The organism is Bacillus alkalisoli, from assembly GCF_002797415.1.
In the GTDB taxonomy this organism is placed as follows: Bacteria; Bacillota; Bacilli; order Bacillales; family Bacillaceae_I; genus Bacillus_CD; species Bacillus_CD alkalisoli.
Window position 1 is genome coordinate 3,166,570 of record NZ_KZ454944.1, and the last position, 26,364, is coordinate 3,192,933.

The 26,364-nt window shown below is 36.8% G+C and carries 25 protein-coding genes, 1 pseudogene and 1 riboswitch; of the genes and pseudogenes, 11 read left to right on the plus strand and 15 right to left on the minus strand.

From position 1 onward, the window contains the following. Positions 1-9 precede the first annotated feature (9 nt). Entirely contained in the window at positions 10-882 is an 873-nt protein-coding gene (locus tag CDZ89_RS15855) for a sulfite exporter TauE/SafE family protein (RefSeq protein ID WP_096155405.1), read from the plus strand. 36 nt (positions 883-918) lie between these two features. Here CDZ89_RS15855 and mgtE read toward each other — a convergent pair whose 3' ends face one another. Continuing rightward, on the minus strand, positions 919-2,283 hold the full coding sequence (mgtE, locus tag CDZ89_RS15860) for a magnesium transporter (RefSeq protein WP_100333983.1): 1,365 nt from the start codon (positions 2,281-2,283) through the stop codon (positions 919-921). Between the two features lie 317 nt (positions 2,284-2,600). Then, positions 2,601-2,764: riboswitch (M-box (ykoK) riboswitch) on the minus strand. 227 nt (positions 2,765-2,991) lie between these two features. Continuing rightward, complete coding sequence (locus CDZ89_RS15865) at positions 2,992-4,011, minus strand: M14 family zinc carboxypeptidase (protein ID WP_096155407.1); 1,020 nt, start codon at positions 4,009-4,011, stop codon at positions 2,992-2,994. 121 nt (positions 4,012-4,132) lie between these two features. On the opposite strand from CDZ89_RS15865, the gene CDZ89_RS15870 reads away from it, so the two are divergent. Next, a complete protein-coding gene (locus tag CDZ89_RS15870) occupies positions 4,133-4,393 on the plus strand; it encodes a YhdB family protein (protein WP_096155408.1) in 261 nt (86 codons plus the stop codon). Between the two features lie 99 nt (positions 4,394-4,492). On the opposite strand, the gene CDZ89_RS15875 is transcribed toward CDZ89_RS15870, so the two are convergent. The 7 genes from CDZ89_RS15875 to CDZ89_RS15905 form a co-directional block, all read right to left on the minus strand. Continuing rightward, positions 4,493-5,014: an NADPH-dependent FMN reductase gene (locus CDZ89_RS15875; protein WP_096155409.1), complete on the minus strand. Its 522-nt coding sequence runs from the start codon at positions 5,012-5,014 to the stop codon at positions 4,493-4,495. Between the two features lie 93 nt (positions 5,015-5,107). Further along, positions 5,108-5,740 (minus strand): response regulator, encoded by a 633-nt coding sequence (locus CDZ89_RS15880; RefSeq protein WP_100333984.1) that lies wholly within the window; start codon positions 5,738-5,740, stop codon positions 5,108-5,110. Continuing rightward, a complete protein-coding gene (locus tag CDZ89_RS15885; protein ID WP_319830043.1) occupies positions 5,737-6,879 on the minus strand; it encodes a GAF domain-containing sensor histidine kinase in 1,143 nt (380 codons plus the stop codon). Before CDZ89_RS15885 ends, CDZ89_RS15880 begins: the two co-directional genes overlap by 4 nt. A 204-nt stretch (positions 6,880-7,083) precedes the next feature. Continuing rightward, the gene (locus CDZ89_RS15890; RefSeq protein WP_100333985.1) at positions 7,084-8,823 is read right to left on the minus strand and encodes a phospho-sugar mutase; all 1,740 of its coding nucleotides are present in this window, start codon (positions 8,821-8,823) and stop codon (positions 7,084-7,086) included. Positions 8,824-9,400: 577 nt separating this feature from the next. Further along, a complete protein-coding gene (locus CDZ89_RS15895) occupies positions 9,401-11,092 on the minus strand; it encodes a glycerol-3-phosphate dehydrogenase/oxidase (RefSeq protein ID WP_100333986.1) in 1,692 nt (563 codons plus the stop codon). Between the two features lie 120 nt (positions 11,093-11,212). Further along, positions 11,213-12,703, minus strand: coding sequence for a glycerol kinase GlpK (gene glpK / locus CDZ89_RS15900; RefSeq protein WP_096155413.1), 1,491 nt, complete (start codon positions 12,701-12,703; stop codon positions 11,213-11,215). Between the two features lie 257 nt (positions 12,704-12,960). After that, positions 12,961-13,467: a GreA/GreB family elongation factor gene (locus CDZ89_RS15905; RefSeq protein WP_100333987.1), complete on the minus strand. Its 507-nt coding sequence runs from the start codon at positions 13,465-13,467 to the stop codon at positions 12,961-12,963. 140 nt (positions 13,468-13,607) lie between these two features. On the opposite strand from CDZ89_RS15905, the pseudogene CDZ89_RS20565 reads away from it, so the two are divergent. Together CDZ89_RS20565 and CDZ89_RS20570 are read left to right on the plus strand one after the other, a co-directional pair. Continuing rightward, a pseudogene (locus CDZ89_RS20565) lies at positions 13,608-13,682 on the plus strand (hypothetical protein); the annotation flags it as partial. A 20-nt stretch (positions 13,683-13,702) separates the two neighbouring features. Continuing rightward, positions 13,703-13,996 carry a DUF4395 family protein gene (locus tag CDZ89_RS20570; protein ID WP_369679961.1) on the plus strand — a complete coding sequence of 98 codons (294 nt, stop codon included), beginning with the start codon at positions 13,703-13,705 and terminating at the stop codon, positions 13,994-13,996. A 42-nt stretch (positions 13,997-14,038) separates the two neighbouring features. Here the strand turns inward: CDZ89_RS20570 and CDZ89_RS15915 are convergent, their stop codons facing one another. Further along, positions 14,039-15,538 (minus strand): bifunctional GNAT family N-acetyltransferase/carbon-nitrogen hydrolase family protein, encoded by a 1,500-nt coding sequence (locus CDZ89_RS15915; RefSeq protein ID WP_096156988.1) that lies wholly within the window; start codon positions 15,536-15,538, stop codon positions 14,039-14,041. Between the two features lie 222 nt (positions 15,539-15,760). Here CDZ89_RS15915 and CDZ89_RS20320 point away from each other — a divergent pair, with 222 nt between their 5' ends. From CDZ89_RS20320 to CDZ89_RS15930, 3 genes are read left to right on the plus strand one after another with little or no spacing between them, the layout of a single operon-like run. Further along, on the plus strand, positions 15,761-16,159 hold the full coding sequence (locus CDZ89_RS20320) for a hypothetical protein (RefSeq protein ID WP_096155416.1): 399 nt from the start codon (positions 15,761-15,763) through the stop codon (positions 16,157-16,159). A 10-nt stretch (positions 16,160-16,169) separates the two neighbouring features. After that, entirely contained in the window at positions 16,170-16,784 is a 615-nt protein-coding gene (locus CDZ89_RS15925) for a gluconate 2-dehydrogenase subunit 3 family protein (RefSeq protein WP_141395221.1), read from the plus strand. After that, positions 16,762-18,321 (plus strand): GMC family oxidoreductase, encoded by a 1,560-nt coding sequence (locus tag CDZ89_RS15930; protein WP_198508250.1) that lies wholly within the window; start codon positions 16,762-16,764, stop codon positions 18,319-18,321. The genes CDZ89_RS15925 and CDZ89_RS15930 overlap by 23 nt, the downstream gene beginning before the upstream one ends. A 253-nt stretch (positions 18,322-18,574) precedes the next feature. Here CDZ89_RS15930 and CDZ89_RS20010 read toward each other — a convergent pair whose 3' ends face one another. Together CDZ89_RS20010 and CDZ89_RS15945 are read right to left on the minus strand one after the other, a co-directional pair. Continuing rightward, on the minus strand, positions 18,575-18,931 hold the full coding sequence (locus tag CDZ89_RS20010) for a hypothetical protein (protein WP_198508251.1): 357 nt from the start codon (positions 18,929-18,931) through the stop codon (positions 18,575-18,577). 328 nt (positions 18,932-19,259) lie between these two features. Further along, a complete protein-coding gene (locus CDZ89_RS15945) occupies positions 19,260-20,945 on the minus strand; it encodes a glycoside hydrolase family 13 protein (RefSeq protein WP_100333991.1) in 1,686 nt (561 codons plus the stop codon). 342 nt (positions 20,946-21,287) lie between these two features. Here CDZ89_RS15945 and CDZ89_RS15950 point away from each other — a divergent pair, with 342 nt between their 5' ends. Both CDZ89_RS15950 and CDZ89_RS15955 read left to right on the plus strand, forming a co-directional pair. After that, positions 21,288-21,722 (plus strand): disulfide oxidoreductase, encoded by a 435-nt coding sequence (locus tag CDZ89_RS15950; protein WP_227521530.1) that lies wholly within the window; start codon positions 21,288-21,290, stop codon positions 21,720-21,722. A 1-nt stretch (position 21,723) separates the two neighbouring features. Continuing rightward, the gene (locus tag CDZ89_RS15955; RefSeq protein ID WP_096155422.1) at positions 21,724-22,209 is read left to right on the plus strand and encodes a thioredoxin family protein; all 486 of its coding nucleotides are present in this window, start codon (positions 21,724-21,726) and stop codon (positions 22,207-22,209) included. Between the two features lie 332 nt (positions 22,210-22,541). Here the strand turns inward: CDZ89_RS15955 and CDZ89_RS15960 are convergent, their stop codons facing one another. Further along, the gene (locus tag CDZ89_RS15960) at positions 22,542-22,958 is read right to left on the minus strand and encodes a DUF5365 family protein (RefSeq protein WP_096155423.1); all 417 of its coding nucleotides are present in this window, start codon (positions 22,956-22,958) and stop codon (positions 22,542-22,544) included. Positions 22,959-23,072: 114 nt separating this feature from the next. On the opposite strand from CDZ89_RS15960, the gene CDZ89_RS15965 reads away from it, so the two are divergent. Further along, the gene (locus CDZ89_RS15965) at positions 23,073-24,023 is read left to right on the plus strand and encodes an RluA family pseudouridine synthase (protein ID WP_100333992.1); all 951 of its coding nucleotides are present in this window, start codon (positions 23,073-23,075) and stop codon (positions 24,021-24,023) included. 31 nt (positions 24,024-24,054) lie between these two features. On the opposite strand, the gene CDZ89_RS15970 is transcribed toward CDZ89_RS15965, so the two are convergent. Further along, on the minus strand, positions 24,055-24,477 hold the full coding sequence (locus CDZ89_RS15970; protein WP_096155425.1) for a GNAT family N-acetyltransferase: 423 nt from the start codon (positions 24,475-24,477) through the stop codon (positions 24,055-24,057). 94 nt (positions 24,478-24,571) lie between these two features. Between CDZ89_RS15970 and CDZ89_RS15975 the strand changes: the two genes are divergently transcribed. Further along, positions 24,572-25,336, plus strand: coding sequence for a FixH family protein (locus CDZ89_RS15975; RefSeq protein ID WP_100333993.1), 765 nt, complete (start codon positions 24,572-24,574; stop codon positions 25,334-25,336). Between the two features lie 60 nt (positions 25,337-25,396). Here the strand turns inward: CDZ89_RS15975 and CDZ89_RS15980 are convergent, their stop codons facing one another. After that, complete coding sequence (locus CDZ89_RS15980; RefSeq protein WP_100333994.1) at positions 25,397-26,227, minus strand: aldo/keto reductase; 831 nt, start codon at positions 26,225-26,227, stop codon at positions 25,397-25,399. Positions 26,228-26,364 lie beyond the last annotated feature (137 nt).

A 26,364-nucleotide genomic window follows, 5' to 3' on the forward strand; every position in this document is an offset into this window, starting at 1 on the left:
GTGCACATTGTGGAATACTTAATTTTTATTGTTATTGGTTTTTGTATCAGTATTTTATCTGGCTTTTTTGGAATTGGTGGAGGGTTTATTTTAACTCCTTTTTTAATGTTATTTGGATACAGCCCTTTAGAGGCAATTGCAACTAGTCTTATGTTTTCAATCGGAACTTCACTTGCTGGAGTTTACGCTCATTATAAAATGAAGAATATCCGTTGGAAGGAAGTTGCAATACTTGCTTCAAGTGGGGTTATAGCGACACAAGTTGCTTATCCTTTCGTAAAATGGCTAGAACATGTTGCATTAGATACGGTAGTTATTCCTGCTCTATATTTACTGCTATTAAGTTATTTTGCTTTTAAGATGTTAAGCAAAGAGAAGTCGTATGTTAGTATGGATGCACAGAATCAGGAGAAACAAGGTACACCAATCTTTTTACTAATTTGCATTGGTTTCTTTGCCGGATTTTTATCAACAGCCTTAGGAGTTGGCGGTGGATTTATTCTAGTACCATTACTTATTGCCTTCTTACGTTTTGAGTCGAAACACGCTGTTGCAACGAGTCTAGCTAGCATCATCTTTATCGTTTCAGCTGGATTTACGACCTTTGCGGTACAAAATCCAATGAACTTTAGTATTGGGATTTTACTTATAGCCGGTGCAGTTATCGGAGCACCACTCGGAGCAAAAGCCACTAGTTTCGTTAAGAGCCGTATGATTCAAGTATTACTTGGATTGCTCTATATTACGACGATGACGAGTTTAGTTTTTAAGATGGTAAATTGGGATGAGGCAGGGTTCATTGTATTAATCGTTTATACTCTAGCTGTAAATTCATTTGTCTTTATTAAATTCTTTCAAAGAAAAGCTGTTGTTTCCCATTAAAGAAGCCGATGACTTTTTTAGTCATCGGCTTCTTATTTATAATCCCATGTTAATTAAAAATACTGTTGCGATTCCAAAGTAAATAAATAGAGAAAGAATATCGTTTAATGTTGTAATTAGTGGACCAGAGGCAATCGCTGGGTCAATTTTTAACTTATAAAGAATAAGTGGAATGATTGTTCCTGCTAGTGTGCCAATGATCAATGTTATGAAAAGAGATAATCCAACGACTACACCTAACATTGGCTCATCTGTTTGCCACACAAAGGCTATGATGGAAATAAGTGCTCCACACACAACCCCTATTATTAGACCTACTCCTAATTCACGAAGAACAAGTCTCGTTACAATATCTTTATCAATTTCGCGTGTAATTAAACCACGTACAACAACTGCTAAAGATTGCGTACCAGTATTACCAGTCATCCCAGCAATCATCGGCATGAAATATGCTAGGGCAACAAATTGGCCTAAAGTTTCTTCAAATCCACTGATAATACTACCAGATATAAGTCCAATGAATAAAAGCAAAATTAGCCAAGGTAAGCGACGTCTTGCCGCTACAACTGCTTTTGTATCAAAGTCAATATCTTTACCGGAAGCAGATAGTTTTTCAATATCTTCCGTTGCTTCACGAATAACTACGTCTAGAACGTCATCGACTGTTACAATACCAGCTAAAGTGCCATCTTCTTCAATTACAGGTACAGCTAAAAAGTCATATCTTTCAATGATGCGTGCCACTTCCTCTTGGTCTTGATCTACCCTTACAGAAATAACACGACTAAACATGATGTCTTCGATTTTCACAGTAGCATCCGCTAAAATAAGGTCTCGATAAGATACAACCCCTACTAGTTGTTTTTCATCGTTAATTACGTATAAGTAGTTGATAGTTTCCGCAATTTCTGCGTATGTTCTTAGCTTATCTACAACTTCACGAACCGTGTATGTTTTTGGAATCCATACGAAACGATTTGTCATCATACGACCCGCTGTTTCTGGCTCGTACTTCATTAAATCTTGAACGGCTGTAGATTCCGCTTTGTTCATTTTGGATAAGAATGCGTCTTTAATTTCTGGTTCTAATTCTTCAAAAAGCGAAGCAAGATCATCATTATCCATTAAGTCCATTACTTTCGCAGATTTATCTACTCCGATTTTTTGAAACAATTCAAGCTGATTATCTTGAGGCAATTCTTGTATAAGTGCAGTTAACTGATCAATTGTTAAATAAGTTAAAAAACGAGTGCGATGTTTATCAGGCAATTGTTGATAAATAATAGCTGTATCGTACGGTTGTAATTCCTCTAATATATCTTGAAATTCTTTTCGTTTTGCTTCTTTCAAACATTTAATAATATTGAGGATAATTTGATCCTCTGTTAAGTTCTTTAACATTTCTCAACCCTCCCAAATCTGTGAGTAGAAGGGAAGTGTGAGAGCGTAGTTATTACATGTTGTTTGTTAACTTATTCAGTTACCTATACTATCTAGGAAGAGCTGAATATGAAAACAGTAACGCTCTTCTACTCCATCTACTATATGTTTTGTCCTCGGACTAGGACCATTATCCATTTTCATAATCACCTCCGGGAAATATTTCAGAAATATTACAGGTGCCAGGCACTTGTAACACTCCAGTAAAAAACACCTTCATCGCTAAGTGGAATGAAGGTGTTAATAAACGTAAAGACGTAGAAGTACGTATACGAAATAAACTCCCCCATTCGTAGAGCTTTAGCACTGTGTGGCATAGGGTTACCCAGCTACATTAAAAACCACCTTATGTCGATAGTTTCTGTTGACCCATTGGCGTCTTTGGACGTTTCTGGGCAGTAGCGTATCTCCTACACAGGAGCCTCACCTAACGAAGGTTATCTAATTGTCACAACTACTACTCTACATGGGATAAAAACAGTTTGTCAATGGTTTTTGGGCCATTCTTTTCTTCCATTAAGAATCTTTTCTTTCCTTTAAAATTGTAAGCACTTTTATTGGTAATTTACAAAAAAGTGATTTGCTAAAGGAGCTACAGAGGCATTCCGCTTCATTCTATATTATTATATTTCCTCTACCCGAAAACCTCTCACGTGTAACCCATTACCTCTAACCTTCATCTTTAGTTTTTCTTTTATCTAAATATATTTTTTTTGCCTCCATTGCCAAAAACAATCCAACAGCTTTATTTCTGCCCCACTCTTCATCAAAAACTGTCGTTGGAGGACTATTATCTTTTACATAATAAGAAATTTCAGGTGTAAAAGCTGGCCTTTTAAATTCACGACTAAACCAGTCTGTATAACCACCTCCAACTGCATTCTCTTCTGGAGTATCAAGTTTATAACCTGTTATATCAGATATTTTTTCAGCTATCCTTCGATTGCGTTCTAGTTCGGTACCTTTTTCACGAAATTCCCAATACAATACTCTACCTGATGAATGATAAGATAAAGCAGCTAAAGGTTTTATTTTCCTTGTGAACTTTACTAATGACCTAACCTCTTCCGCTTCTAATGGTCTCTTACCTTTATACAATTGGTAATAAGGCTTACTAATAGAACCTTTAATATCTTTCCATCCAGCCGGGTATTGACGATTCAGATCAATACCAACCCCATTTGCTTTCCACCTAGTGAAATCATTCTTACCACCATTCATGATGATTAGTTGCTTTTGTTTTTTCTTAGAAAGTTGTTTGATGCCTTCTTGTTGGATGGAAATGCCATCAGGGTTTACCATTGGAACAAACCATATGGATACATGATCTAAAATATCTGTTGAATATCCTTTTATCGTAGCTTTTGACTTATATTTTTTTGCATACTCTTCTAACATTTTCATCGTTAATGTACTTGTTAACCATTCGCGACCATGATGACCTCCTAATATGATAATACTCTGGTGGCCATTGCCTAATTTTGTTGCATAAATCGGTTTCCCGAAATGACTTCTACCAATTACAACTGTGACAAGCTCGTTGTTATATCGCTTATTTAATTTTATTAAGTCTGTTTGCATTCTTTCAAACGTATATATTTGAAGAGGGTTTACAATTTCTTTTTCAAATCCAGAACATAGTAACACCATAATTATCAAGCATAACTTTAATTTCATTTTCTTCTTCATACCGTAAGTTTTCCCTAACTATTTCAAAAAATGACTTGGAGAATTGACCAACATTTACAACGAACTATTTAGTGAAAATGGCGCAAAATATTTTTAACTCCTTCACAGAGGAGGCAATACGATGAACACTATTGACTATGATCGCGCTTTATATTACACACATCGATCGCAATGGGATAACCTATTGATTTTGATGGTTCGTACAAAAGATGATTTTCTATCTAAGCATATTGAACAATTTTTACATTCGTACAACTTCTCCAAAGACTACCAGGTCATTGAGCGAAACTTATACCAGTTGCTACGCTATATTGACCATGCAATACAGATTAACTTGCCAAACCATGAGGAAACACATCAGGAGTACGTTAGTTTACAATAAGAAAAATTAGAGAAGGCTTTTGCGCCTTCTCTTTTTTACGTTACCTAAACATTAAAAAGCACCTGACAACATAAGTGCCAGGCGTTCTTAATTCCCTTTTTAAAACTGCTGATACACCTTGGCATACATTAATAACTCCTCCATTAACCCTTCAACTAAGTGTTGACTGTCTTCTTTAATGGTATAAGCTTCTCTGTCAAAGCAATGTGGGTCTAACACGAGTTGTTTTGGAATAACATTTGCATATACCCCTCTACCAACTGTACGCATATTGTTTAGAGCGTTTATTCCACCTTTTCCTCCACCAGCAACTGCTAGTAACGCTACTGGCTTATGTTTGAATTGGTCGCTTCCTAAAAAGTCTAAAGCATTTTTTAATGCACCGCTCATTCCACTATGGTACTCAGGGGATGCCATAACAACTGCATCTGCTTCTTTAATTGTTTTACGAAGTGATAAAATATTTCCCAACACATTTTGATACTCTTCACCATTATATAAAGGAATACTTTCTTCACTTAAATCGATAACTTTTGCTCTGAATTTTTCTTTTATAAAGGTTGTTGCTATTCTCGTTCTCCCTGATTTTCTAGGACTTCCATTTATCACTACAATATTCATCAAAACCACTCCTTTTATTGTTAATTATAGTTTACATTTTTTGTTGTCCTTTTAAATCGTAGGAATGGTGTGAATTTTTCTCATTCTATAGTCTTAGATTTTTTGTTTTACTGCAAATAAAGCTGCTTGTGTGCGGTCTGCGCATTCTAGTTTAGACAGGATGTTGGAAACATGGGTTTTAACTGTCTTTTCCGTAATGTAAAGGGAAGCAGCTATCTCTTTATTGCTTTTTCCTTTCGCAATTTCCTTTAACACTTCTAGTTCTCGCTTCGTCAACTCTTTCAATCGTTTTGCTTCTTCATCATTTCCGCTAGTTAAATGATTCATGACATGAGAAGTAACTTGTGGGTGGAGCTGACTTTTCCCTTCAAAAACGGCTTGAATTGATTTACTCAGCTCGTCAGGTTCAATATCCTTTAACTGATAACCTGCAGCTCCAGCTTTAATTGCGGGTATAACGTGGTCTTGATCGGCAAAGCTTGTTAATATCAATATTTTTATTTTCGGGAATTTTGCAACGATTTGTTTAGTAGCCTCTACCCCGTCTAATACCGGCATCACTAAATCCATCAAGATTACATCTGGTTGTAGTTGTGATGCTAATTGAACGGCTTCTAAACCATTTGTTGCTTCCCCAACTACTTCTATGTTTTTTTGCGTCTTTAGGAAAAATAAGAGACCTCTTCTGACTACATGGTGATCATCCGCAATAAGTACTTTAATCATTTTACACTCTCTCCTTTAAAAGGAATTTCTACATGTATCGTTGTTCCAGCTCCGATTGAGCTATTAACCTCCAAAGTGCCAGAAAGAGACGCTACTCTTTCTTTCATACTAGAAAGTCCAAGTGAAGGTAATTGTTTTGCTACCTCATAATCAAAACCTACTCCGTTGTCCTTGATTATAATTAACACTTTATCCTCAAACTTTTCTATATTTATATAAACGTTCTTAGAACTAGCGTATTTTTTACAATTGTTTAACGCTTCTTGACCAATGCGCCAAATACATTCTTCCATATCATTTGGAAGTTCTTTTGTACCTTTCACATCAACCTCAACTTGTAAATTAAGCACTTTTCCATAATTTAAAAGTGCACTAACTAAACCATTTTCTAATCCTTGCGGACGAAGTTGCCAAATTAATGCTCTCATTTCTTGAAGTGCTTCTTGTGACAGCTCTTGCATGTACTCTAACATTTGCTTTATTTCAGGGTCATCGGTCATTTCTTTTGTTCCACGAACTGTTAGCATGAGAGAAAATAGCAGTTGGTTAACGGAATCGTGTAAGTCTCTCGCTAGCCTATTTCTTTCAGCAATTACAGACATTGCTTGCTCTTGCTCAGACAATTTTAACCGTTTAATGGCTGTTCCTATCTGAAAAGAAACAGATTCTAATAAGGCTAACTCTTTTTCTGTGAATTCCTTCTTATTAGGAGAAGCCACATTTAATAAACCAAATTTCTCATCACCTGCCATAATAGGTACGGTTGCATGGTGAGAAATATTGTTCGTGTCACCCCAGTTGAATTTCACAGCGTCCTCCAATCGCTTACACCCAAATATATTAGAGGCTTTTTTTAGCCTGCCATCATTGTATTGATTCACACACCAGCACTCTCCAACACACATGGGCTCTTTGTTATCTTTACTAAGTCCCTCAGGCAGTTCATAACTCGCAGCAAGTTCATATTTACCTTTATCGTCAATAAGAAAAATCCAGCCAGTCTTTAAGTCGATTGCATCAAGTAACTTTTCTAGCACTTCATGCAACATACAAGTCATTTCCGTACCTTTATTTAACGCTTCTGCAATTGCCTTTATCGCAAGTAACTCTCTAATTTGCTGACTACCTTCTGAAGCCAAGCAGATCTCCCCTTTGTTAAAATCTTCTTTTTTACCATTATACCAAGCTAAAGCAGAAAGTTCGTTAGTATAAAGTCGACAAGTTTTCTACGACTTTAGATGTATAAAGGTGCCAGGCACCTGTTAATTTTTTCCTAATATAAAAAAACCAGTAGCGACAACTTTTGGTTGTGTTTACTGGTTTATCTCGTTTTATATATTTAATTATGCAGTCACTAAACTATTTACAGTCTCCATAAAGTCTGAAGAGATTTCTTCTAGTTTATTTTGACTTGCTTCTAATGAGTCTGATTTAATACCGAAGTAAAATTTTACTTTCGGTTCTGTACCGGATGGGCGTACGCAAACCCATGATCCGTCTTCTAGGAAATATTTTATTACGTTTGACTTCGGTAAATGAATGGCTTCTTTTGTACCTGTAGAAAAGGTACCTTTCTCTTGTTTCACATAGTCTTCTGTAACTTCCACTTTCAAACCTGCAATTTCCTTTGGTGGATCGTTGCGGAAACTTTGTAGTAACCCAGCAATTTGCTCAGCCCCGTCTTTTCCTTTTAACGTTAAAGAGTTTAAGCCTTCCACATAATATCCATATTGCTCATATAAGCTTAACAATGCTTCATACATTGTTTTTCCTTGCTTTTTATAAAATGCACAAATTTCAACAGCCATAACAGCAGCTTGAACAGCATCTTTATCACGAGCAAAATCAGCAATTAACGAACCGTAGCTTTCTTCATAGCCGAATAGGAAGGAATACTGGCCAGTTTGTTCGTATTCTTTAATCTTTTCCCCAATAAATTTAAATCCTGTTAATGTATCAACTGTTGCCACACCAAAGCTGTCCGCAATAACACGACCAAATTCAGACGTCACGATTGTTTTCAACACAACGCCATTGGAAGGTAATTGGCCTAGTGCTTTCTTTTCTGCTAATAAATAATATAAGAAAAGGGCTCCTGTTTGGTTACCAGTTAAAATTTCGTATTCGCCTTCTTTATTTTTCACAGCAATTCCTAATCGATCGGCATCTGGGTCTGTCGCAATTAATATATCTGCATCCATCGCCTTGCCGTCACGGATAGCTAATTCAAAAGCAGCTGCTTCTTCTGGATTTGGATAAGCAACAGTTGAAAAGTTAGGATCTGGCTTTTCTTGCTCTGCTACAACCGAAACATTTGTATAACCAAGTGCCGCCAAACCATCACGCACAGGGTGATTCGCTGTACCGTGTAATGGTGTAAATACAACTTTTACATCGTTACCAATTTCTTCAGCTAATTCAGGGTGAACCGAAATCGTCACTAACTGATCCAAGTAAGCTTCATCCACTTCATTAGAAATCATTTTGATTAAGCCTTTTTCCGTTAATTCCTCTTCTGAAGCAACCTGGATTAACAGTTCATTTTCCACTTTTTCTACTTCATCAATCACTTTATCTGCTTCTGCAGGTGGTAACTGACCACCATCTGGACCATACACTTTATAGCCATTATATTCAGGTGGATTATGACTTGCTGTGACTACAATACCTGAGAACGCATTTAAATGTCTAACCGCAAACGATAACACAGGTGTTGGTCTTAAACTTTCAAATACATATGTTTGAATACCATGGCTAGCAAGTGTTTTTGCTGCTTCCATGGAAAATTCAGGCGATTTGTGACGGCAATCATAAGCAATTGCAACCCCACGCTTCATCGCTTCTTCTCCGAAAGATTTTATGTATTGAGCCAGACCTTCTGAAGCTTTTCTAACAGTATATATATTCATACGGTTCGTACCAGCACCAATTTCACCGCGCATGCCACCCGTACCAAATTCTAAATTTTTATAAAAAGCGTCTTCTTTCGCTTTATCATCAGCAATTTCTGCTAATAGTTGCTTCATTTCTGCATCTAGGTTTGTATTACTTTCCCAAAGTTCATACTTGTCCAACCAATTCATTTGTCTATTCCTCCTTGGTTTCCGATAAGGTAAAACATTCGCTGTTGCGAAGAAATGTCCTTCATTATGATGACTATTTTGTTATTATACTATAAATCGAAGTATATGAAATAGTGGAAAAAATGGATGGGACAAAACTATGTGTGGGACTGAGATAATGATTGTAGGAAACCTCTCCACCATCATTTTTGCCTTTTTCTTTGCTGAAAATGATTGTGAGAGACCTCTCCATCTTCATTTTTGCCTTTTTCTTTGCTTAAAATGATTGTGGGAGACCTCTCCATCTTCATTTTTGCCTTTTTCTTTGTTGAAAATGATTGTGGGAGACCTCTCCATCTTCATTTTTGCCTTCTTCTTTTCCGAAAATGATTGTGGGAGACTTCTCCATCTTCATTTTTGCCTTTTTCTTTTCCGAAAATGATTGTGAGAGACCTCTCCATCTTCATTTTTGCCTACTTCTTTTCCGAAAATGATTGTGGGAGACTTCTCCATCTTCATTTTTGCCTTTTTCTTTGCTGAAAATGATTGTGAGAGGTAGGTAATTTAACAATCTTTTGTACCAGCCTCTTACTAATCGTTATCCTATTCTCTTATTATTTTCAACTTGCTCATCTTCATCGATAGCCGAAGTAGCTTGATAAATGAAAAATTCTAATTCATTACGGTATTTGTCTAACTGTTCTTGACTCCACTTTAATTCTTTTGCCATTAGCTCCGACACTTTCACTTTCCATTGTTGTGTCCATTGCATGTTGAATAGAAGAGCCCCTGTTCTTCTCGTAAAGAAATCATTTGGCGTGACAACCATTTCGTGTTTTATTCCGTACATAACTTGCGCGTACACATCTAACTGCAAACCTATTTTCGTAGCGTCCTCTCTATGCTTCTCTACGTACTTGAACACATGATCAATATTAGACCCATATAGTTTAACAAGTTTTTGTGATTGTTCATATGCCAAGCCCCGTTTTACACCGACTTTTATTTTCTCTTCTACAAATGATTTTAGGTTTTTGGAGCCACCTACATCCCCACCTGAAATAGGTAAATTCTTCGTTTGACACGTTCCGAAGTTGCCACTTCCTTCTTTCTTAAACTTTTTGTTTATCAAGTCAACTACCATTTCGGCCATTTTCCGATATCCGGTTAATTTTCCGCCTGCAATTGTTATTAATCCTGATTCTGATTCCCAAATTTCATCTTTACGGGAAATTTCAGAAGCAGACTTTCCTGTTTCATAAATTAATGGTCTTAAACCAGCCCAGCTTGATTCGATGTTTTGCTCGTTAATACGTAACGAAGGAAACATAAAGTTTATTGCATTTACCACATATTCTTTATCCGATTTCGTCAGTCGAGGATGTACCATATCTTCCTTATAAACCGTATCAGTTGTACCTACATATGTTTTACCATCACGCGGTATGGCAAATACCATTCTTTTATCTGGTGTATCAAAATATATCGCTTGTTTCAGTGGGAAATCACGTTGATCAAACACAAGGTGTATTCCTTTTGTTAATTGCAAGTGCTTTCCTTTCTTTGACTTATCCATCTCACGCAGCGTATCTACCCAAGGACCTGTGGCATTTACTACTTTTTTTGCAAAAATATCAAAAGCTTTATTCGTTAATTGATCTACTACTGTAACACCAACAACCTTACCTTTTTCATATAATAGCCTTTCTGCCTTCGCATAGTTCGCCGCCAATGCCCCTTTATGAACTGCCTGCTTCATTACTTCAATGGTTAACCTTGCATCATCTGTTCGGTATTCAACATAAAAGCCGCCCCCTTTTAATCCTTCCTCGCGTAAGAGTGGCTCTTTTTCATACGTTTCTTTCGCATTTAGCATGCTACGACGTTCTCCTTTTTTCACTCCAGCAAGAAAATCATAAACTTTCAAACCAAGAGAAGTAGAGAACTTTCCAAACGTACCACCTTTTTGAATAGGGAGTAGCATCCATTCTGGTGTTGTTACGTGTGGTCCATTTTCGTATACAATCGCTCGTTCTTTCCCTACTTCTGCAACCATTTTCACTTCTAATTGTTTTAAATAACGCAACCCACCATGAACTAACTTTGTCGATCGGCTAGAAGTACCTGCCGCAAAATCTTGCATTTCAACTAACCCTGTCTTCATTCCTCTCGTTGTTGCATCAAGTGCAATTCCGCACCCAGTAATACCTCCCCCAATAATTAGGACATCCAACCGTTCCTTTGCCATATAAGCTAATTGTTCGATTCTATTCAAGCTTGAAAATTTCATGCAAAATTCTCCCCCAACCTACTATATATAAAAAGACCACAACAAACACACAAGCAATATACTTGTATATTTTGTTTGGTCTCTTCAAAGAACGAACAATATCTTTCACTAGAATTATATTCACTTAAACGTCATCGCTGCATTTACAGCCTTTTTCCACCCTTCATAAAGCTTCGTTTGTACTTCTTCATCCATTTCTGGTTCAAAAGATTTTTCCACTTTCCATTGTGATTTTATTTCCGACATATCTTTCCAAAAACCAACCGCCAAGCCAGCTAAGTATGCCGATCCTAGTGCAGTTGTTTCATTTATTACCGGTCTTTGCACCGGTACATTTAAGATATCACTTTGGAACTGCGTTAAAAAATTATTTTTCACAGCTCCACCATCTACTCTTAATGTTTTTAACGAAATGTTAGAGTCTTGTTCCATTGCTGCCAATACATCTTTTGTTTGATAAGCCAAAGACTCAAGCGTTGCACGGATAAAGTGCTCTTTAGATGTACCTCTTGTTAATCCAAAAACAGCTCCTCTCACTTCGCTATCCCAATACGGGGTACCTAATCCAACAAACGCTGGTACTACATAAACCCCCTCTGTTGATTGTACTTTTTCAGCATAACCTTCTGTATCTTGAGGGTTTTTTATCATTCTCAACCCATCACGCAACCATTGTACAGCTGATCCAGCTACAAAAATACTTCCTTCTAAAGCATATGTCACTTTTCCATTAAGTCCCCATGCGATCGTTGTTAACAAACCGTTTTCTGATAGGATTGATTTTTCCCCAGTGTTCATTAGCATAAAACAGCCAGTGCCGTAAGTATTCTTCGCCATTCCTGCCTCAAAACATGCTTGCCCAAATAATGCTGCTTGTTGATCTCCTGCTGCACCTGCAATTGGTACTTCATTTCCTAAAAAATGATAACTAACTGTTTTAGCATATATTTCTGAAGATGACTTTACTTCTGGAAGCATAGAAGAAGGAATGGTTAATAGCTCAAGAAGTTCTTCGTCCCATTTTAACTCGTGAATGTTATAAAGTAATGTTCTAGAAGCGTTTGAATAATCCGTAACATGTGCTTTTCCACCTGAAAGCTTCCAAATGAGCCACGTATCGATGGTCCCAAACAGTAGTTTACCACTTTCAGCTTTTTCTCTAGCTCCTTCAACGTTATCTAAAATCCATTTTATTTTTGTTCCAGAAAAATAAGCGTCAATTAATAAGCCCGTTTTTTTACGAAAAGTTTCCTCATGTCCATCTTGCTTTAACTCCTCACAAATAGAAGAGGTTTGTCTCGATTGCCAAACTATTGCATTGTATACCGGCTTTCCTGTTTCTTTTTCCCAAACCACGGTTGTCTCACGCTGATTCGTAATACCGATTCCAGCAATTTGGCTAGGTCTAATTCCTGATTCCGAAAAGCATGAAGCAATGACAGATAAGATACTACTCCATATTTCATTAGCATTATGTTCTACCCAACCTGGTTTAGGAAAATACTGTGTAAATTCACGCTGGGATGTATACATGACATCCCCTTGTTTATTAAAAATTATTGCTCGTGAGCTAGTTGTTCCCTGGTCTAAAGCAAGTATATATTTTTCCATGTCTGCCTCTCCCTCCAACAAAATGCCATATTATTTATCTTAATCTTGATTGCAAAATTTTTCTACTTCATGAAACAATTGTATTCCCTTATTCGTAAAGATATTAACATAGCAATAGTTGGAGGTCTCTTAATAGACTACATAGTTAGATAGAAGCTATCCACAAGGTTTGGCCGTATCTAATTTCCAATAGACAATGAAGATGCATGGATTATCTCATTATCCATGCATTTTTGTGTGTTATACCAATAAATAACTTAATTAATGGATCCAACTTCTTCCCATCCGCTATACAATTTTAAAATTTTACATTTTACCTTTCCAGAAGGAACCGACAAAATAGTTTCATCGCCGATCTTTAAACCTATTAACTGTATTGCAACTGGTGTATCATAGAAAAGTTTATTTTCCTCTAAATTAGATTCTCCGTACCCTACAATTTCATATATTTCTTCTTCCGTAAACTCTGTATACTCAAACGAACACTTTACAATAGACCCAATATCAACTTTTTCCGTATTACGCTCATCAACGTAAATAATTTCAGCAGTCTTATATGAATGTTGAATGTCTCGAATTCGTTCCTCTACTATACGTTCTTCTTGCTCTAATTTATGAAAGTTAGGATTAGCTAATTTATCATCACCGCAAGCATGATACGCTTTATTTTTTTCTATACGTACTTGCTTTAATTCTCGTTCTAAATTAGCTATTTGTTGGAGAATCACTTTCTCGCCATTAGGTGTAATTTTAACTGCCATCATACTCTCCTTTCTCTTTTTCACTTTTATATTGAATATTCTTTACTATTTAGAATAAAGTGTTAGTATTCCGATAAAGTTAGGGTTATTAAAATGAGCACAAAATCTTTAACTATTCCTAAGCCACTCGTAACATTAAATTAATGGTTTATTGTAGTAACACGGTCCTAATCCTAATTGCTCTTTTGACATCGATACATGCTATTTTATTTATTCCATTTCTCACTGGTATACTTGGATTGTTTCTCAAAGCAAATCCTGCTATTCTACATGGAAAACTTTTCATAAAAAAACGCTCTCAACCTATCCACAAGAAAAAGTTGCACAAGTCCAGTTTTATCAGACAATTGCCGTTTTTATGTTTAGGGCTTTCATTGTTTGGTTTTACATTCAGTTTACCATTTATTGGGTTTGTTTTTACCATTATGGTTGCGCATTTGCTACATTTGCAGCAAACCTAGGGTTCTGTGTAGGTTGTTTTATTCGTTATCAGTGGAAGCAATATCAATATAGAAGATCATTAAAAAATTGAGATAAAAACGGCTGCCTATTAATTCATGGCAGCCTCTTTTTATTAACGTTTATATTTTATTTCATACAGGTCACGACGACGGTCTTTAAGTTGTCTTACTGTACCTGATTGACGTTGCCTACGAAGAATTTCTAAATCGACATCCCCGATAATTACCATTTCAATGTTAGGGTTACATTCTCCTACAATTCCATCACGGGCAAATTCGAAATCTGAAGGTGCAAAGATAGCAGACTGTGAATATTGGATATCCATATTCTCTACTTGTGGTAAGTTTCCACATGTACCAGCAATAACGGTGTAAATTTGATTTTCTACCGCACGAGCTTGTGCACAATATCGTACTCGTAAGTATCCTTGGCGATCTTCTGTATTAAATGGACAGAAAATAATGTTGGCTCCTCTTTCAGTAGCAATACGCGCTAGTTCAGGGAACTCAATATCATAACAAATTTGAATAGCAATCTTCCCGCAATCTGTATCAAAAACTCTTACCCGATCCCCACTACTAATCCCCCACCATTTACGTTCGTTTGGCGTAATGTGAATTTTATACTGCTTTTCAATAGTTCCATCTCGTCGGAAAAGATATGCAATATTGAATACTTTTTCGTCTTCCTCGACGAAGTGTGATCCACCGATGATGTTGACATTATATTTAACAGCTAAATCCGTAAACAACTGGATGTACTGTTCCGTATACTCCGTTAAACGCTGTACTGCTTTACTTGGTGATTTTTCATTTAAAAATGACATTAACTGAGTCGTGAAAATTTCAGGGAACAAAGCAAAATCCGCTCCACCGTCTGATGCTACATCTGTGTAGTACTCTACTTGAGTAGCGAACTCTTCAAACGAACTAATTGGCTTCATCATATATTGCACAACACAAATTCTAACAGGGAACGATGTTTTAAAGTGACGTTTCGTTTGTGGCACGTATTCAAAATTATTCCATTCCATCAAGGTTGCGTATTTGTTCGATGCTAAATCATCTGGTAAATACCCTGGATTAATACGCATTAACGTAAACTCATTTAATAGTTGGAAAGATAATACTGGATCATAAATTTTATGGCGTATTACTTGGCGCACGTATTCACGAGGACTCATTTCATCGGCATAATTATGATAACGTGGTATACGTCCTCCAATAATAATACTCTTTAAATTTAATCTTCTTGCCAGGTCTTTTCGAGCTTCGTATAAACGATGCCCTACTTTCATTCGGCGGTATTCTTGATGAACCATCACTTCAATTCCATAAAGATTGTATCCATCATCATTATGGTTTGTAATGTAGCCTTCATCTGTAATGTCATCCCATGTATGACGGTCATCATATTCATCAAAGTTTATGATTAAAGAAGAACATGAACCGATTATTTCCCCGTCGTATTCTGCACAAAACTGGCCTTCTGGGAACATATTTAAATGACTTTCTAAATGCTCTCTCTTCCAAGGTGACATTCCTGGAAAACAAACATGTTGTAACTTAATTATATCGTCAATATCTTTTTCCTCTATGTTACGGATTATCATTTTTTTCTCAAATTTAGATAAATCGATCTTTGACACAAATTCCAACTCCTACTCTTTGGTCATACCACTTGTACTTATTCCCTTATTTTATTATTCCAAAACAAATTGTTTTTACATAACGGCTTATGTTTATTTGTTTTCTTTTACATTATACCGCATAGTTCTTCCCTTATAGAAAATAATAACGTAATAATGGAAAATTTCCTTCTTGGAGGCTTACATATGATTTTAGGATGGGATTCGTGGAGTTTAGCTCGTTTATTAACACTATTAATTGGATTTGGATACTTTTCCCTTTGGACACAAATTTACATCTGGCATGCAAGAGGGAAATTTCACGCTTGGCAAATGTATATTCCAGTTGTGTCATTGCCACTAGTTGGTATTTTCGGCATTCTCCTTGCAATTTTCCCTAATCCTGTGCTTGGTTGGATTTACTCTATTCTATCATTTTTAGTTATTTTAATTGGTTTATATGGTGGATTTCTACACTGGGGGGCAATAAGTAATCGAACAGGTGGAATTAAAAAGGAAAATATTATGGCTGGACCACCTGTTACACTTCCTTTTACTATTGCATCACTAGGCTTCGTTTCACTATTAATTATTTGGTACGGATGAGGAGGTATGAATGATGGATCATCCTAAACAAACATACTTTCCGGAGTTTAACGTAATGGATCAATTTCATGAATGGGATAAAGCCACACAATGTGTAATTCAAAAGAGACTGGCTGCTAGTGAAGTATCTATTTTTAAACCAGATGAACATGAATTAATTATAGCACTTTATCCTATTATTACCCCTTCTCATTTAGGTGACATTGGTGTAAATGTCGTATCTTTATTAGATGAGCGTTGTCGTGAAGGGAAATTGAATGGTTTTATTCGCGGAAGTGATTTAAGGGTAGTGGATGTTATAAGAACCGGCCTGCGTTATGTTCATGTGGAATGTTACTCACAATTCCACCACCCTTTTTCTACTTTAGAAAAAAAATTACAACTTTCTTATGTAAAGCAATTAGAAGATGACATCGGGATGCCTGATGTTTGGATTAAAATTAAACCTAGATTGTTTCTACATACCTTTTCTAGTGAATTAATAAAAGTCGTATATTCGGACCCTTCTATTTGGTCTGATTTAGGTTTCGGTGGACCAGCTTATCCTCGCGGCTATTATGCATTTGGCTTTAAGCAGTTTGACTCTTGGGAGGCACCTTTATATGACAAAGACGAAAAAAGTTGACGTATGTATTGTTGGTGCTGGTGCTAGTGGAAGTATAATAGCTAGCGAGTTAAGCCGCCGTGGCTTAAAGGTAATTTGTTTAGAGGCCGGGCCTCACCGTTTGCCTGAGCGAGACTTTTCAAGTGATGAACTTGAAATGGAAAAACTATTTTGGAATGATCCAAGGATTAGTCTAGGAGAAGACCCTTTAGACCTTAGTAGAAGCACTTCCGGTAAGGGAGTCGGGGGGAGTGCTGTGCATTATACAGCACAGCTTTTGCGTTTCCATCAATCCGATTTTCGTACGAAAAGCTTTGAGGGTGTAGGAGAAGATTGGCCAATTAATTACAATACACTTGCTCCGTACTATGACAAAATTCAAAAAAAATTGTTACTGTCTGGGCCCATTGATTTTCCTTGGGAGCCTTATGGAGGAAAATTCCCATATCCTGCCCAGCATGATTTAAGTAACAATACGTTAAAGTTTCGTGAAGGGTGTGAGAATGCTAATTTGAAGCATTCTGTATCGCCGTTAGCTATATTAACTGTTCCTTTTAAGAAAAGACACCCTTGTACAAATAGAGGATTTTGTGAAGAAGGTTGTACACCAGGTGCAAAAACCACACCGTTGAATACATTTGTTCCTGAAGCCATTGCGAACGGAGCTAATATTATTGATAATGCTACAGTAACACGCGTGACTGTTGGCGAAGACGGGTTAGTTAGTGGAGTGGAGTATAAAAGAGATGGAGAATCTTTTTTTCAGGAAGCTCGGATGGTTGTGTTAGCCACATATGCTGTTGAAACTCCAAGATTGTTATTACATAGTTCATCTAGTTTGTTTTCAGATGGACTTGCTAATTCAAGCGGGTTAGTCGGTAAATTTTTAATGAGCAATCTAAATGACAAAATTATTGTAAAGTATCCAGATGAAATTAGGATGTATCGTGGAAATCCAGTACAGGCCTTAACGTTAGATCCATATGAATCTGGCAAATCATCCGACTATGCAAGAGGATTTATAATGAATTCGTATGGTTTGCGTCCCCTCCGCCTGGCGACTTTGCTTTTTGAAAATGATTCAGCGTGTATTGGAGAAGAACTGAGAAGTCGCATGTTAGATTACAATTTTTATGGAAGCTTTGCTATGCTCGGAGAAACGCTACCTCAAGAAAAAAATCGGGTAAGTCTATCTAATAAGAAGGATGAGAATGGAGTTCCGATTCCGATAGTTGAATATTCTTTATGTGAAAACGATAAAAAGATTCGTGAAGCAGCAAAAAAGTTGTTATATCAAGTTGGTCAAGCTTCAGATGGTAAGCCTTTGTATCATTTGAAATCACACGCTCATTTAATGGGTGGGTGTCGTATGGGAGAAAATGCTTCGGAGTCTGTTGTTAATAGTTACGGTCAAACACATGATGTTAAAAATTTATTTATTGTCGGTACACCTACATTTGTGACAGCTCCATCGGCTAACCCGACTTTTACAGCGTATGCATTAGCTTTACGGAGTGCTGAGTATATGATGGAGGAGTTGAGGCTCGGGAATCTGTGATTATTAAATTACTTCTAACGTCAGGGAGGTTTTTCTTAAGACCGATTCTTTTTGATTTTTACCACAGAGCAGTCATAATTATCCTCTTATGGACGGTTTGATCTTTTTTTCTTCTCTTACCGGCCTTGGCGACGACTCCCATGGACGGTTTGACCCTTTTTTCTTCCCATACCGGCCTTGGCGAAGACTCCCATGGACGGTTTGACCCTTTTTTCTTCCCATACCGGCCTTGGCGACCACTCCCATGGACGGTTTAACCCTTTTTTCTTCCCATACCGGCCTTGGCGAAGACTCCCATGGACGGTTTGATCTTTTTTTCTTCCCATACCGGCCTTGGCGACCACTCCCATGGACGGTTTGACCCTTTTTTTTTCCCATACCGGCCTTGGCGACCCCTCCCATGGACGGTTTCATCCTTTTTTCTTCTCATACCGGCCTTGGCGACGACTCCCATGGACGGTTTGATCCTTTTTTCTTCCCTTACCGGCCTTGGCGACCACTCCCATGGACGGTTTAACCCTTTTTTCTTCCCATACCGGCCTTGGCGAAGACTCCCATGGACGGTTTGATCTTTTTTTCTTCCCATACCGGCCTTGGCGACCACTCCCATGGACGGTTTGACCCTTTTTTTTTCCCATACCGGCCTTGGCGACCACTCCCATGGACGGTTTTACCCTTTTTTCTTCCCATACCGGCCTTGGCGACCACTCCCATGGACGGTTTGACCCTTTTTTCTTCCCATACCGGCCTTGGCGACCACTCCCATGGACGGTTTGACCCTTTTTGCTTCTCTTACCGGTCATGAATACATGCCCCATCGTCGGTGTAACTAACTTTTTCCCACCACAAAATGGTCGTGATTATATTCCTCACGACCATTCAATAAATTCTCATGCGCTAATCGATATTAAAACCAACCCTAGAAAACTTCCCACTACTTAAACCAACTTATAAACCCTAGCTTCCCAAGGTTTTAACTGAAATGAGCTTATTTCTTCTTCTAAATTAACCTCGTAATTACTAATGAGCACTTCTTTATTCGAACGCTCACCTTTACTTTCCCACTCAAACATTGGAGTATTCCCCGAGAAATTCGTTACTACTAGTAACTTTTCATTCCCTAGTGTTCTCGTATAAGCAAAAACTTCCGGATGCTCATCCATTAACATCTCAAACTTTCCGTAAACCATTACTTCATTTTCTTTGCGTAGTTGGATAAGTTTACGATAGTAATGAAAGATAGAGTTAGTATCTGCAACAGCCGCTTTTGCATTTATCTCTTTATAATTAGGATTCACTTCAATCCAAGGTGTGCCTGTAGTAAAGCCAGCATACTCACTCTCATCCCACTGTACAGGTGTTCTAGCATTGTCGCGTCCTTTTGTATAGATGCTTGTCATAATATCTTCTGGATCGTCTCCATATTCATGAACACGCTCATTGTACATATTTAATGTCTCGATATCTTTGTATTGATCAATAGACTCAAAACGCACATTTGTCATTCCGAATTCTTCACCTTGATAAATGTATGGAGTACCTTTCATCATATGCAAACATGTCGCTAACATTTTCGCAGAAATCTCTCGATACTCTTTATCATCACCGAAACGAGAAACGATACGTGGTTGGTCATGGTTGTTCCAATATAAACTGTTCCACCCAGCATCTTCTAATTCCACTTGCCATTTTCCTAAAGAGCGCTTCAAATCTCTTAAATCTAGTGGTTTCAGGTGCCATTTATTTTTTCCTGGTTGCGTATCTAAATCAACATGTTCAAACTGAAATACCATGTTTAACTCTTCACGCTCATCCGCTGTATACATTTTTCCTTCTTCTGGATTAACACCTGGCATTTCTCCAACTGTCATCACATCATATTGTGACAAAACTTCTTTGTTCATTTCGTGTAAAAATTCATGAATGCGAGGTCCGTTCATAAAATATTGGTGGCCAGATACGTATTTTTTACCTTCTGGATTTGGTGCGTCTGGCAAACCATCCACTTTAGAAATAAAGTTAATAACGTCCATTCGGAATCCATCAATCCCTTTATCTAACCAAAATTTCATCATGTCGTAAACTTCTTCACGAACTTTCGGATTTTCCCAGTTTAAATCTGGTTGTTTTTTTGCGAAAAGATGCAAGTAATACTCATCCGTTGTTTCATCATAATTCCATGCTGGTCCACTAAATGCTGCTTCCCAGTTGTTAGGCTCTTTGCCATCTTTCCCTGGTCTCCAAATATAATAATCACGATATGGGTTGTCTTTTGATTTTCTTGATTCAACAAACCAAGCATGTTCATCGGAACTATGGTTTACGACAAGATCCATAATTAGTTTAATACCGCGTTTATGCATTTCTGCTAGCATTTCTTCCCAGTCTGCCATTGTTCCAAACTCATCCATAATGTCGCGATAATCACTAATATCATAGCCGTTATCATCATTTGGGGATTGGTAAACTGGTGACAACCAAACTACGTCTACCCCTAATTCCTTAAGATAGTCTAATTTAGAAATGATTCCTTGGATGTCACCAACACCATCTCCGTTAGAATCACAGAAGCTTCGAGGATAAATTTGATATACAACTGCCTCTTTCCACCATTTACGTGACATAAAAACCTCTCCTTTAAAAGTAGTATTATTGCGTTATGTATTCTTGTCCATCTGTATTTATGAAATCGATTTCATTCCCTTGTAATTTTACAGGAAAATGAAATTCTTGCAAGCTTTGTACGGTCTTTATAATTTGTATAATTAGTTTGTTTATATTTAGTAACTACTAGCCGCTAGACCTAGACACGCCCTCGGAAAGCGAATACTTGCACGGAAATCAACAGCGGTCTTGCATTACATTTGCAAAAGAAACTTTTAACCCCTTTTAAATCTTTGCAATCCCTCCCTTTCCATACTATAATTTTTTTATGAATGATGTTACTAGAAAGTAGGGCTGGTAAGGTGACAAATGCTAATAAAAAGATAGAAAACTTGTTATTTGCAGCATGGGCTATTTCTTTAATAGCTACACTTGGAAGTTTGTATTTTTCTGAGATATTGTTTTTTATTCCATGTGAACTATGCTGGTATCAACGTATTTTAATGTATCCCCTTGTAATACTACTTGGAATTGGAGCTGTAAAAAAAGATGCAAACATTCCATTGTATGCATTACCATTTTCTATCATCGGAATTATCGTTTCTTCTTATCATTATTTAATACAAAAAGTTCCTTTCTTTGCGGAAAATTCGATTGAATGTGGAGTTGTTCCTTGTACAGGACAGTACATAAACTTGCTCGGCTTTATTACTATTCCATTTTTAGCTTTCATCGGATTTATTAGCATTACCGTTCTATTATTTTTCATAAAAAAGATGGCGAAAGAAGGTAAATAACATGAAGAAATTATTTGTGATTGTAGGGGTTATTGTCGTTATTTTCATAGCACTTGCTGTTATAACAAACATACAACAAAAGAAATTATCTGAAGGCAACCCATTCGGTAAATCTGTTATTCATGCAGAAACTCAAAAACAATTAAATGATCCACTATATCAAAACATCATTCTACCTGATGATTTAGAAGAGAGCTTAGAAACGGATGTTACGACAACTATCTATTTTTACAGTCCAACATGTGATGCTTGTAAAGCCGCTTCCCCAATTATTGTCCCTGCCGCTGAGGAAATGGAAGTAGACTTAAAGTTATACAACCTACTTGAATTCAATCAAGGATGGGACGATTACAACATTAGGGCAACACCTACAGTAGTGCACTTTGTAAACGGACAAGAAGTAAATCGTGTAGAAGGCTACCAAAGCAGAGAATTCTTCGACGACTGGTTTGAACATATTGTCGAAGAAGAAACACCAGCTCAATAATATTAAACAAACAAGCTATGATAAAGCTAAGTGTTGATATTTAACAATATACCTGTTGATTTCCGTGCAAGGCTGAGACTCCTCGAAAATGCTATCGCATTTCCTTACGAAGGATGCATCGCTCCCGTAGCCTTCCTTGTCCTGCGGGAGAAGCGGGGAGCGGGAGACCCCACAGGCGCTTGCGCCGAGGAGTAGGTTTTTTCACGACAGTGAAAATAACCTACCTTTTTACCGCCCGCGGAAAGCGAATCCTTGCACGGAAATCAACAGTGGCCTTTAACATAGCAAAAAAAAACTTCTGGCATAGTCAACCAGAAGTTTTTTTTACGTTTCTATACTAAGTATTCATTCGTTGCTTTCGCATATCGGCTAAAGAAAACTTGTTTTCTTTCTTCTTGTGAGAATTGATCCATAGAAAATGGAAATGTAAAACCGTACTCTTTTAACAATACAACGTTTTTTGTAAATATTTCTCGATGTTTATGCTCTATTGGCTCTGTTTGAACGGTTTCTAATAAGATAATAATAGTTTGAAGACTTGAAATAATTGCAAGTGCATCTTTTATTGTGCCATTATAAAGAGGAAACATCTTCTCTAAATCGTTGTGAAGTTCGGGGAAAAAGAATAGCGGATAAGACTCTATTTCTTCATCCGTTATATAATAAGGTAATACATTGGTTACGAGGTGCTGGATCAATTCTCCGATATGTTCCTCCTGTTCAGGAGTTGCTGCCAATACTACTTTCACAATTGAACCCACCTTTAAAACACTTCTCTTAACACTAGATTAACACATATAATGAAAAGATTAAGTAGGTAGTTAATGGAATCATTAACAGCCCAAAAATAGAAAGGAAATACGATGAAAATTACAACCCATAAAAACAATATTTTTATCAAAATAACCAAAACAGAAGAAGCTATTTCTTTGCAAGACTTTTTAAAAACTCAATTTCCTGTACCTAAAACGCTGCTACACGAATTCAGAACGGAAAAGAAAGTAGTTGTTAATGAACAACAACCAAATTGGACTTCCCTTCTAACTATAGGTGATACACTTAAAATAAATATAACGAGAGATGAACAAATAACTCCTACTCCGTCTCCAATGGAAATTGAAGTATTATATGAAGATGATCACCTTCTTATTGTGAACAAACCTAGTGGGGTAGACACACACCCTGGTTCTATAGATTCAACAAATACTTTATCAAACGGTGTTGCCTATTATTTTCAACAAAAAGGTATTCGTAGCAAAGTTAGACACATGCATCGACTGGATAAAGAAACGAGTGGAGCAATTCTTTTTGCAAAGCATGCTTTAAGTGGGGCCCTTTTAGATAAAGCATTAGAAGAACGAAAAATTAAACGTACATATATTGCATTAGTAGAAGGTGCAATGAATAAACTTACTGGTAGAATTAATCAACCAATTGGAAAAGATCGTCATCATGCATCAAGGAGAAGAGTTTCGCCTAATGGTCAAAAGGCAGTAACGAATTTTAAAGTGATTAAAAAACTTGTTGGTTGTACACTTGTACAGCTTACACTTGAAACAGGAAGGACTCATCAAATTAGAGTGCATATGAGTCATATTGGCCATCCTTTAGTTGGTGATAATTTATATGGGGCAAAAAATAAACTTTCCCATTCAGGTCAAGCTTTACATGCATGGAAACTTGATGTTCCACATCCATTTAATGACGAAGTAGTCTCAGTAACAGCAACTATTTCTAATGATTTCTCTCCTAGTAAAGACCTTACATTACAAGTGCAAAAAATAGTAGAAAACGTAAAATGTGAAGGCAATTAGTAATTTAGCTAATTGCCTTTGTTTTGTTTGGTCACGTCAAAGATTTTACAAATACAAAGCTTGTTTTATCAAAACTCATCTTCTTCTCATAAAATCGGTGTGCATCTACTCTTTGTAAGCCAGAAGAAAGTGTAATATTTTCATAACCTTTTTCTTTTCCCATCGAAATAATATAATCTAGCAACTTTTCTCCATAGCCACTAGATCGGACCGTAGACTTCGTAACGAGGTCGTATATGTATATATGTTTCCCATGGTAGAAGTTCGTAAGAGGAATAATACCCGCAACAGCTACTAATTGTCCTTTATCTTCAAGACCTAACATTTGATATCCCTCTTTTTGCATCACAGCTAAACGTTTAAAAAATTCCTTTTCTGACAAAGATGTACGTAGTTCTTTTAAAACATGATATCCTTCAAGTAAATCACTCTCTGACTCTAGAAACTTAATCATTCTGTTTCCCCCATATTGTTATGATTTCTTCACATTTTTTTCACTTTTATCATTTATTCTTTATTATAATACTTACTAAAAGGAGATTTTATCGATGAAGCTAAATCATTTTGTTATATTTGCTATAATAATTATGTTTTTAACTGCTTGTAATAGTGGGACAAATAATAACACAAGCGACAAAGTAAACGAAATGCCTAAAATGGTAGAAGTAGAAATTCTAATACCTGAAAACATTCAACCTAATGAAGAGGTTACTATCCAAGCTAGAGTAACACAAGGTGACGAGATGGTAGATGACGCTTCCGAAGTGATGTTTGAAGTATGGCAAAGAGGGCAAGAAAAAGATCATGATATGGTTGAAAGTAAAAATGATGGGAATGGTATTTATTCTTTCACTCAAACCTTTGAAGAGGGCTTCTACTTTGTTGTAGCACATACAACAGCACGTGACCTTCATGTTATGCCTCGAGAAGAGTTTACGGTAGGAACTCCATCACCAGTCGAGGAAGAAGAAGAACACAGCGATCACAACCACGGACATAGCGGTGGACACCACCATCATCATGCAGATTTAGATATCCATTTTGACGCTGGCCACCATCTTCATATGAATGAAGAGACTACTTTAAAAGTAACAGTAAAGAAAGCGAATGCTGCGCTAACAAAAGCAACTGTTAAATTCGAGATTTGGCATGAAGGTGCCGAGAGTCGTGAGTTTATGTATGCGGAAGAAATCTCAGATGGAACGTATGCAACAAACTATATTTTTTCTGAAAAAGGAAAACATAACATTAATATTCATATTGAAAACGAGGATTTACACGAACACCAATTAGAAGAGGTTTATGTAGACTAAGACTAACAAATAGGGTCGACCATACAGACATGTATGAGTCCACCCTATTTTTATTTCGTCCTAAAAATCAAAATTATCAGGATCAGGACCAATGCGTTTGTCTTCGTTTAACACATTAATTTTTTCCATTTCCTCTACCGTTAATTCAAAGTCAAAGATATCGGCATTTTCTTTCATTCTATGTTCTTTTACAGACTTCGGAATCGTTACAACACCATTTTGTAAATCCCAACGTAAAATAATTTGCGCAACTGATTTACCATGTTTTTCACCAATAGATTTTAAAACTTCATTTTCTAATAAATGCCCTTGCATTAAAGGCGACCAAGCTTGCATTTGAACATTATTCTCTTTACAGAATGATAATAATTCAACTTGTGCGAGTTTTGGGTGGTATTCGACTTGGTTTACCATTGGTCTAACTTTGGCCATTTCAAAAATATCTTGTAAATGATTAATCTGGAAGTTACTTACGCCAATAGCACGAACTTTTCCGTCACTGTACAACTTTTCTAATGCTCTCCAAGTATCCACATATTTCCCTTTAACAGGCCAGTGAATTAAATATAGATCTAAATAGTCTAATCCTAGCTTAGACATACTTCTTTCAAAAGCCTCAAGCGTGATTTCATAGCCTTGTGCTTTGTTCCACACTTTTGTAGTAATAAAAAGCTCTTCACGAGGTACCCCAGAAGCTTTAATCGCTCTACCTACCCCTTCCTCATTTCTATAAATCGCAGCAGTATCAATGCTACGGTAGCCAAGCTTAATAGCTGTTTCCACTGATTTTTCTACTTCTTCGCCTTCTTCAACTTTGAAAACTCCAAGTCCAAGCCATGGCATTTTTACACCATTATGTAGTGTGGTTGTAGCATTTAGGTTATTGAACATTTAAAATCTCCTTTCAAAATGTGATATCGTCTGCCATTTATTATGAATGTTTATATTTAAAAAGCAAACATTCTGCCTATGTTTTCACACACTTTTTGTCCCCTTTATACACTAGTAAAAAGGGATGGGTGATCATT

Bases quoted from the DNA above. Each gene is read 5' to 3' on its own strand.
- CDZ89_RS15980 (WP_100333994.1), bottom strand. From the start codon at position 26,227: ATGTTCAATAACCTAAATGCTACAACCACACTACATAATGGTGTAAAA.
- glpK (WP_096155413.1), bottom strand. From the start codon at position 12,703: ATGGAAAAATATATACTTGCTTTAGACCAGGGAACAACTAGCTCACGA.
- CDZ89_RS15955 (WP_096155422.1), top strand. From the start codon at position 21,724: ATGAAGAAATTATTTGTGATTGTAGGGGTTATTGTCGTTATTTTCATA.
- CDZ89_RS20320 (WP_096155416.1), top strand. From the start codon at position 15,761: ATGATTTTAGGATGGGATTCGTGGAGTTTAGCTCGTTTATTAACACTA.
- CDZ89_RS15905 (WP_100333987.1), bottom strand. From the start codon at position 13,467: ATGATGGCAGTTAAAATTACACCTAATGGCGAGAAAGTGATTCTCCAA.
- CDZ89_RS15895 (WP_100333986.1), bottom strand. From the start codon at position 11,092: ATGAAATTTTCAAGCTTGAATAGAATCGAACAATTAGCTTATATGGCA.
- CDZ89_RS15945 (WP_100333991.1), bottom strand. From the start codon at position 20,945: ATGTCACGTAAATGGTGGAAAGAGGCAGTTGTATATCAAATTTATCCT.
- CDZ89_RS15970 (WP_096155425.1), bottom strand. From the start codon at position 24,477: ATGATTAAGTTTCTAGAGTCAGAGAGTGATTTACTTGAAGGATATCAT.
- CDZ89_RS20010 (WP_198508251.1), bottom strand. From the start codon at position 18,931: ATGGGAGTGGTCGCCAAGGCCGGTATGGGAAGAAAAAAAGATCAAACC.
- CDZ89_RS15965 (WP_100333992.1), top strand. From the start codon at position 23,073: ATGAAAATTACAACCCATAAAAACAATATTTTTATCAAAATAACCAAA.
- CDZ89_RS15870 (WP_096155408.1), top strand. From the start codon at position 4,133: ATGAACACTATTGACTATGATCGCGCTTTATATTACACACATCGATCG.
- CDZ89_RS15880 (WP_100333984.1), bottom strand. From the start codon at position 5,740: ATGATTAAAGTACTTATTGCGGATGATCACCATGTAGTCAGAAGAGGT.
- CDZ89_RS15975 (WP_100333993.1), top strand. From the start codon at position 24,572: ATGAAGCTAAATCATTTTGTTATATTTGCTATAATAATTATGTTTTTA.
- CDZ89_RS15925 (WP_141395221.1), top strand. From the start codon at position 16,170: ATGATGGATCATCCTAAACAAACATACTTTCCGGAGTTTAACGTAATG.
- mgtE (WP_100333983.1), bottom strand. From the start codon at position 2,283: ATGTTAAAGAACTTAACAGAGGATCAAATTATCCTCAATATTATTAAA.
- CDZ89_RS15865 (WP_096155407.1), bottom strand. From the start codon at position 4,011: ATGAAGAAGAAAATGAAATTAAAGTTATGCTTGATAATTATGGTGTTA.
- CDZ89_RS15915 (WP_096156988.1), bottom strand. From the start codon at position 15,538: ATGATAATCCGTAACATAGAGGAAAAAGATATTGACGATATAATTAAG.
- CDZ89_RS15930 (WP_198508250.1), top strand. From the start codon at position 16,762: ATGACAAAGACGAAAAAAGTTGACGTATGTATTGTTGGTGCTGGTGCT.
- CDZ89_RS15875 (WP_096155409.1), bottom strand. From the start codon at position 5,014: ATGAATATTGTAGTGATAAATGGAAGTCCTAGAAAATCAGGGAGAACG.
- CDZ89_RS15890 (WP_100333985.1), bottom strand. From the start codon at position 8,823: ATGAATTGGTTGGACAAGTATGAACTTTGGGAAAGTAATACAAACCTA.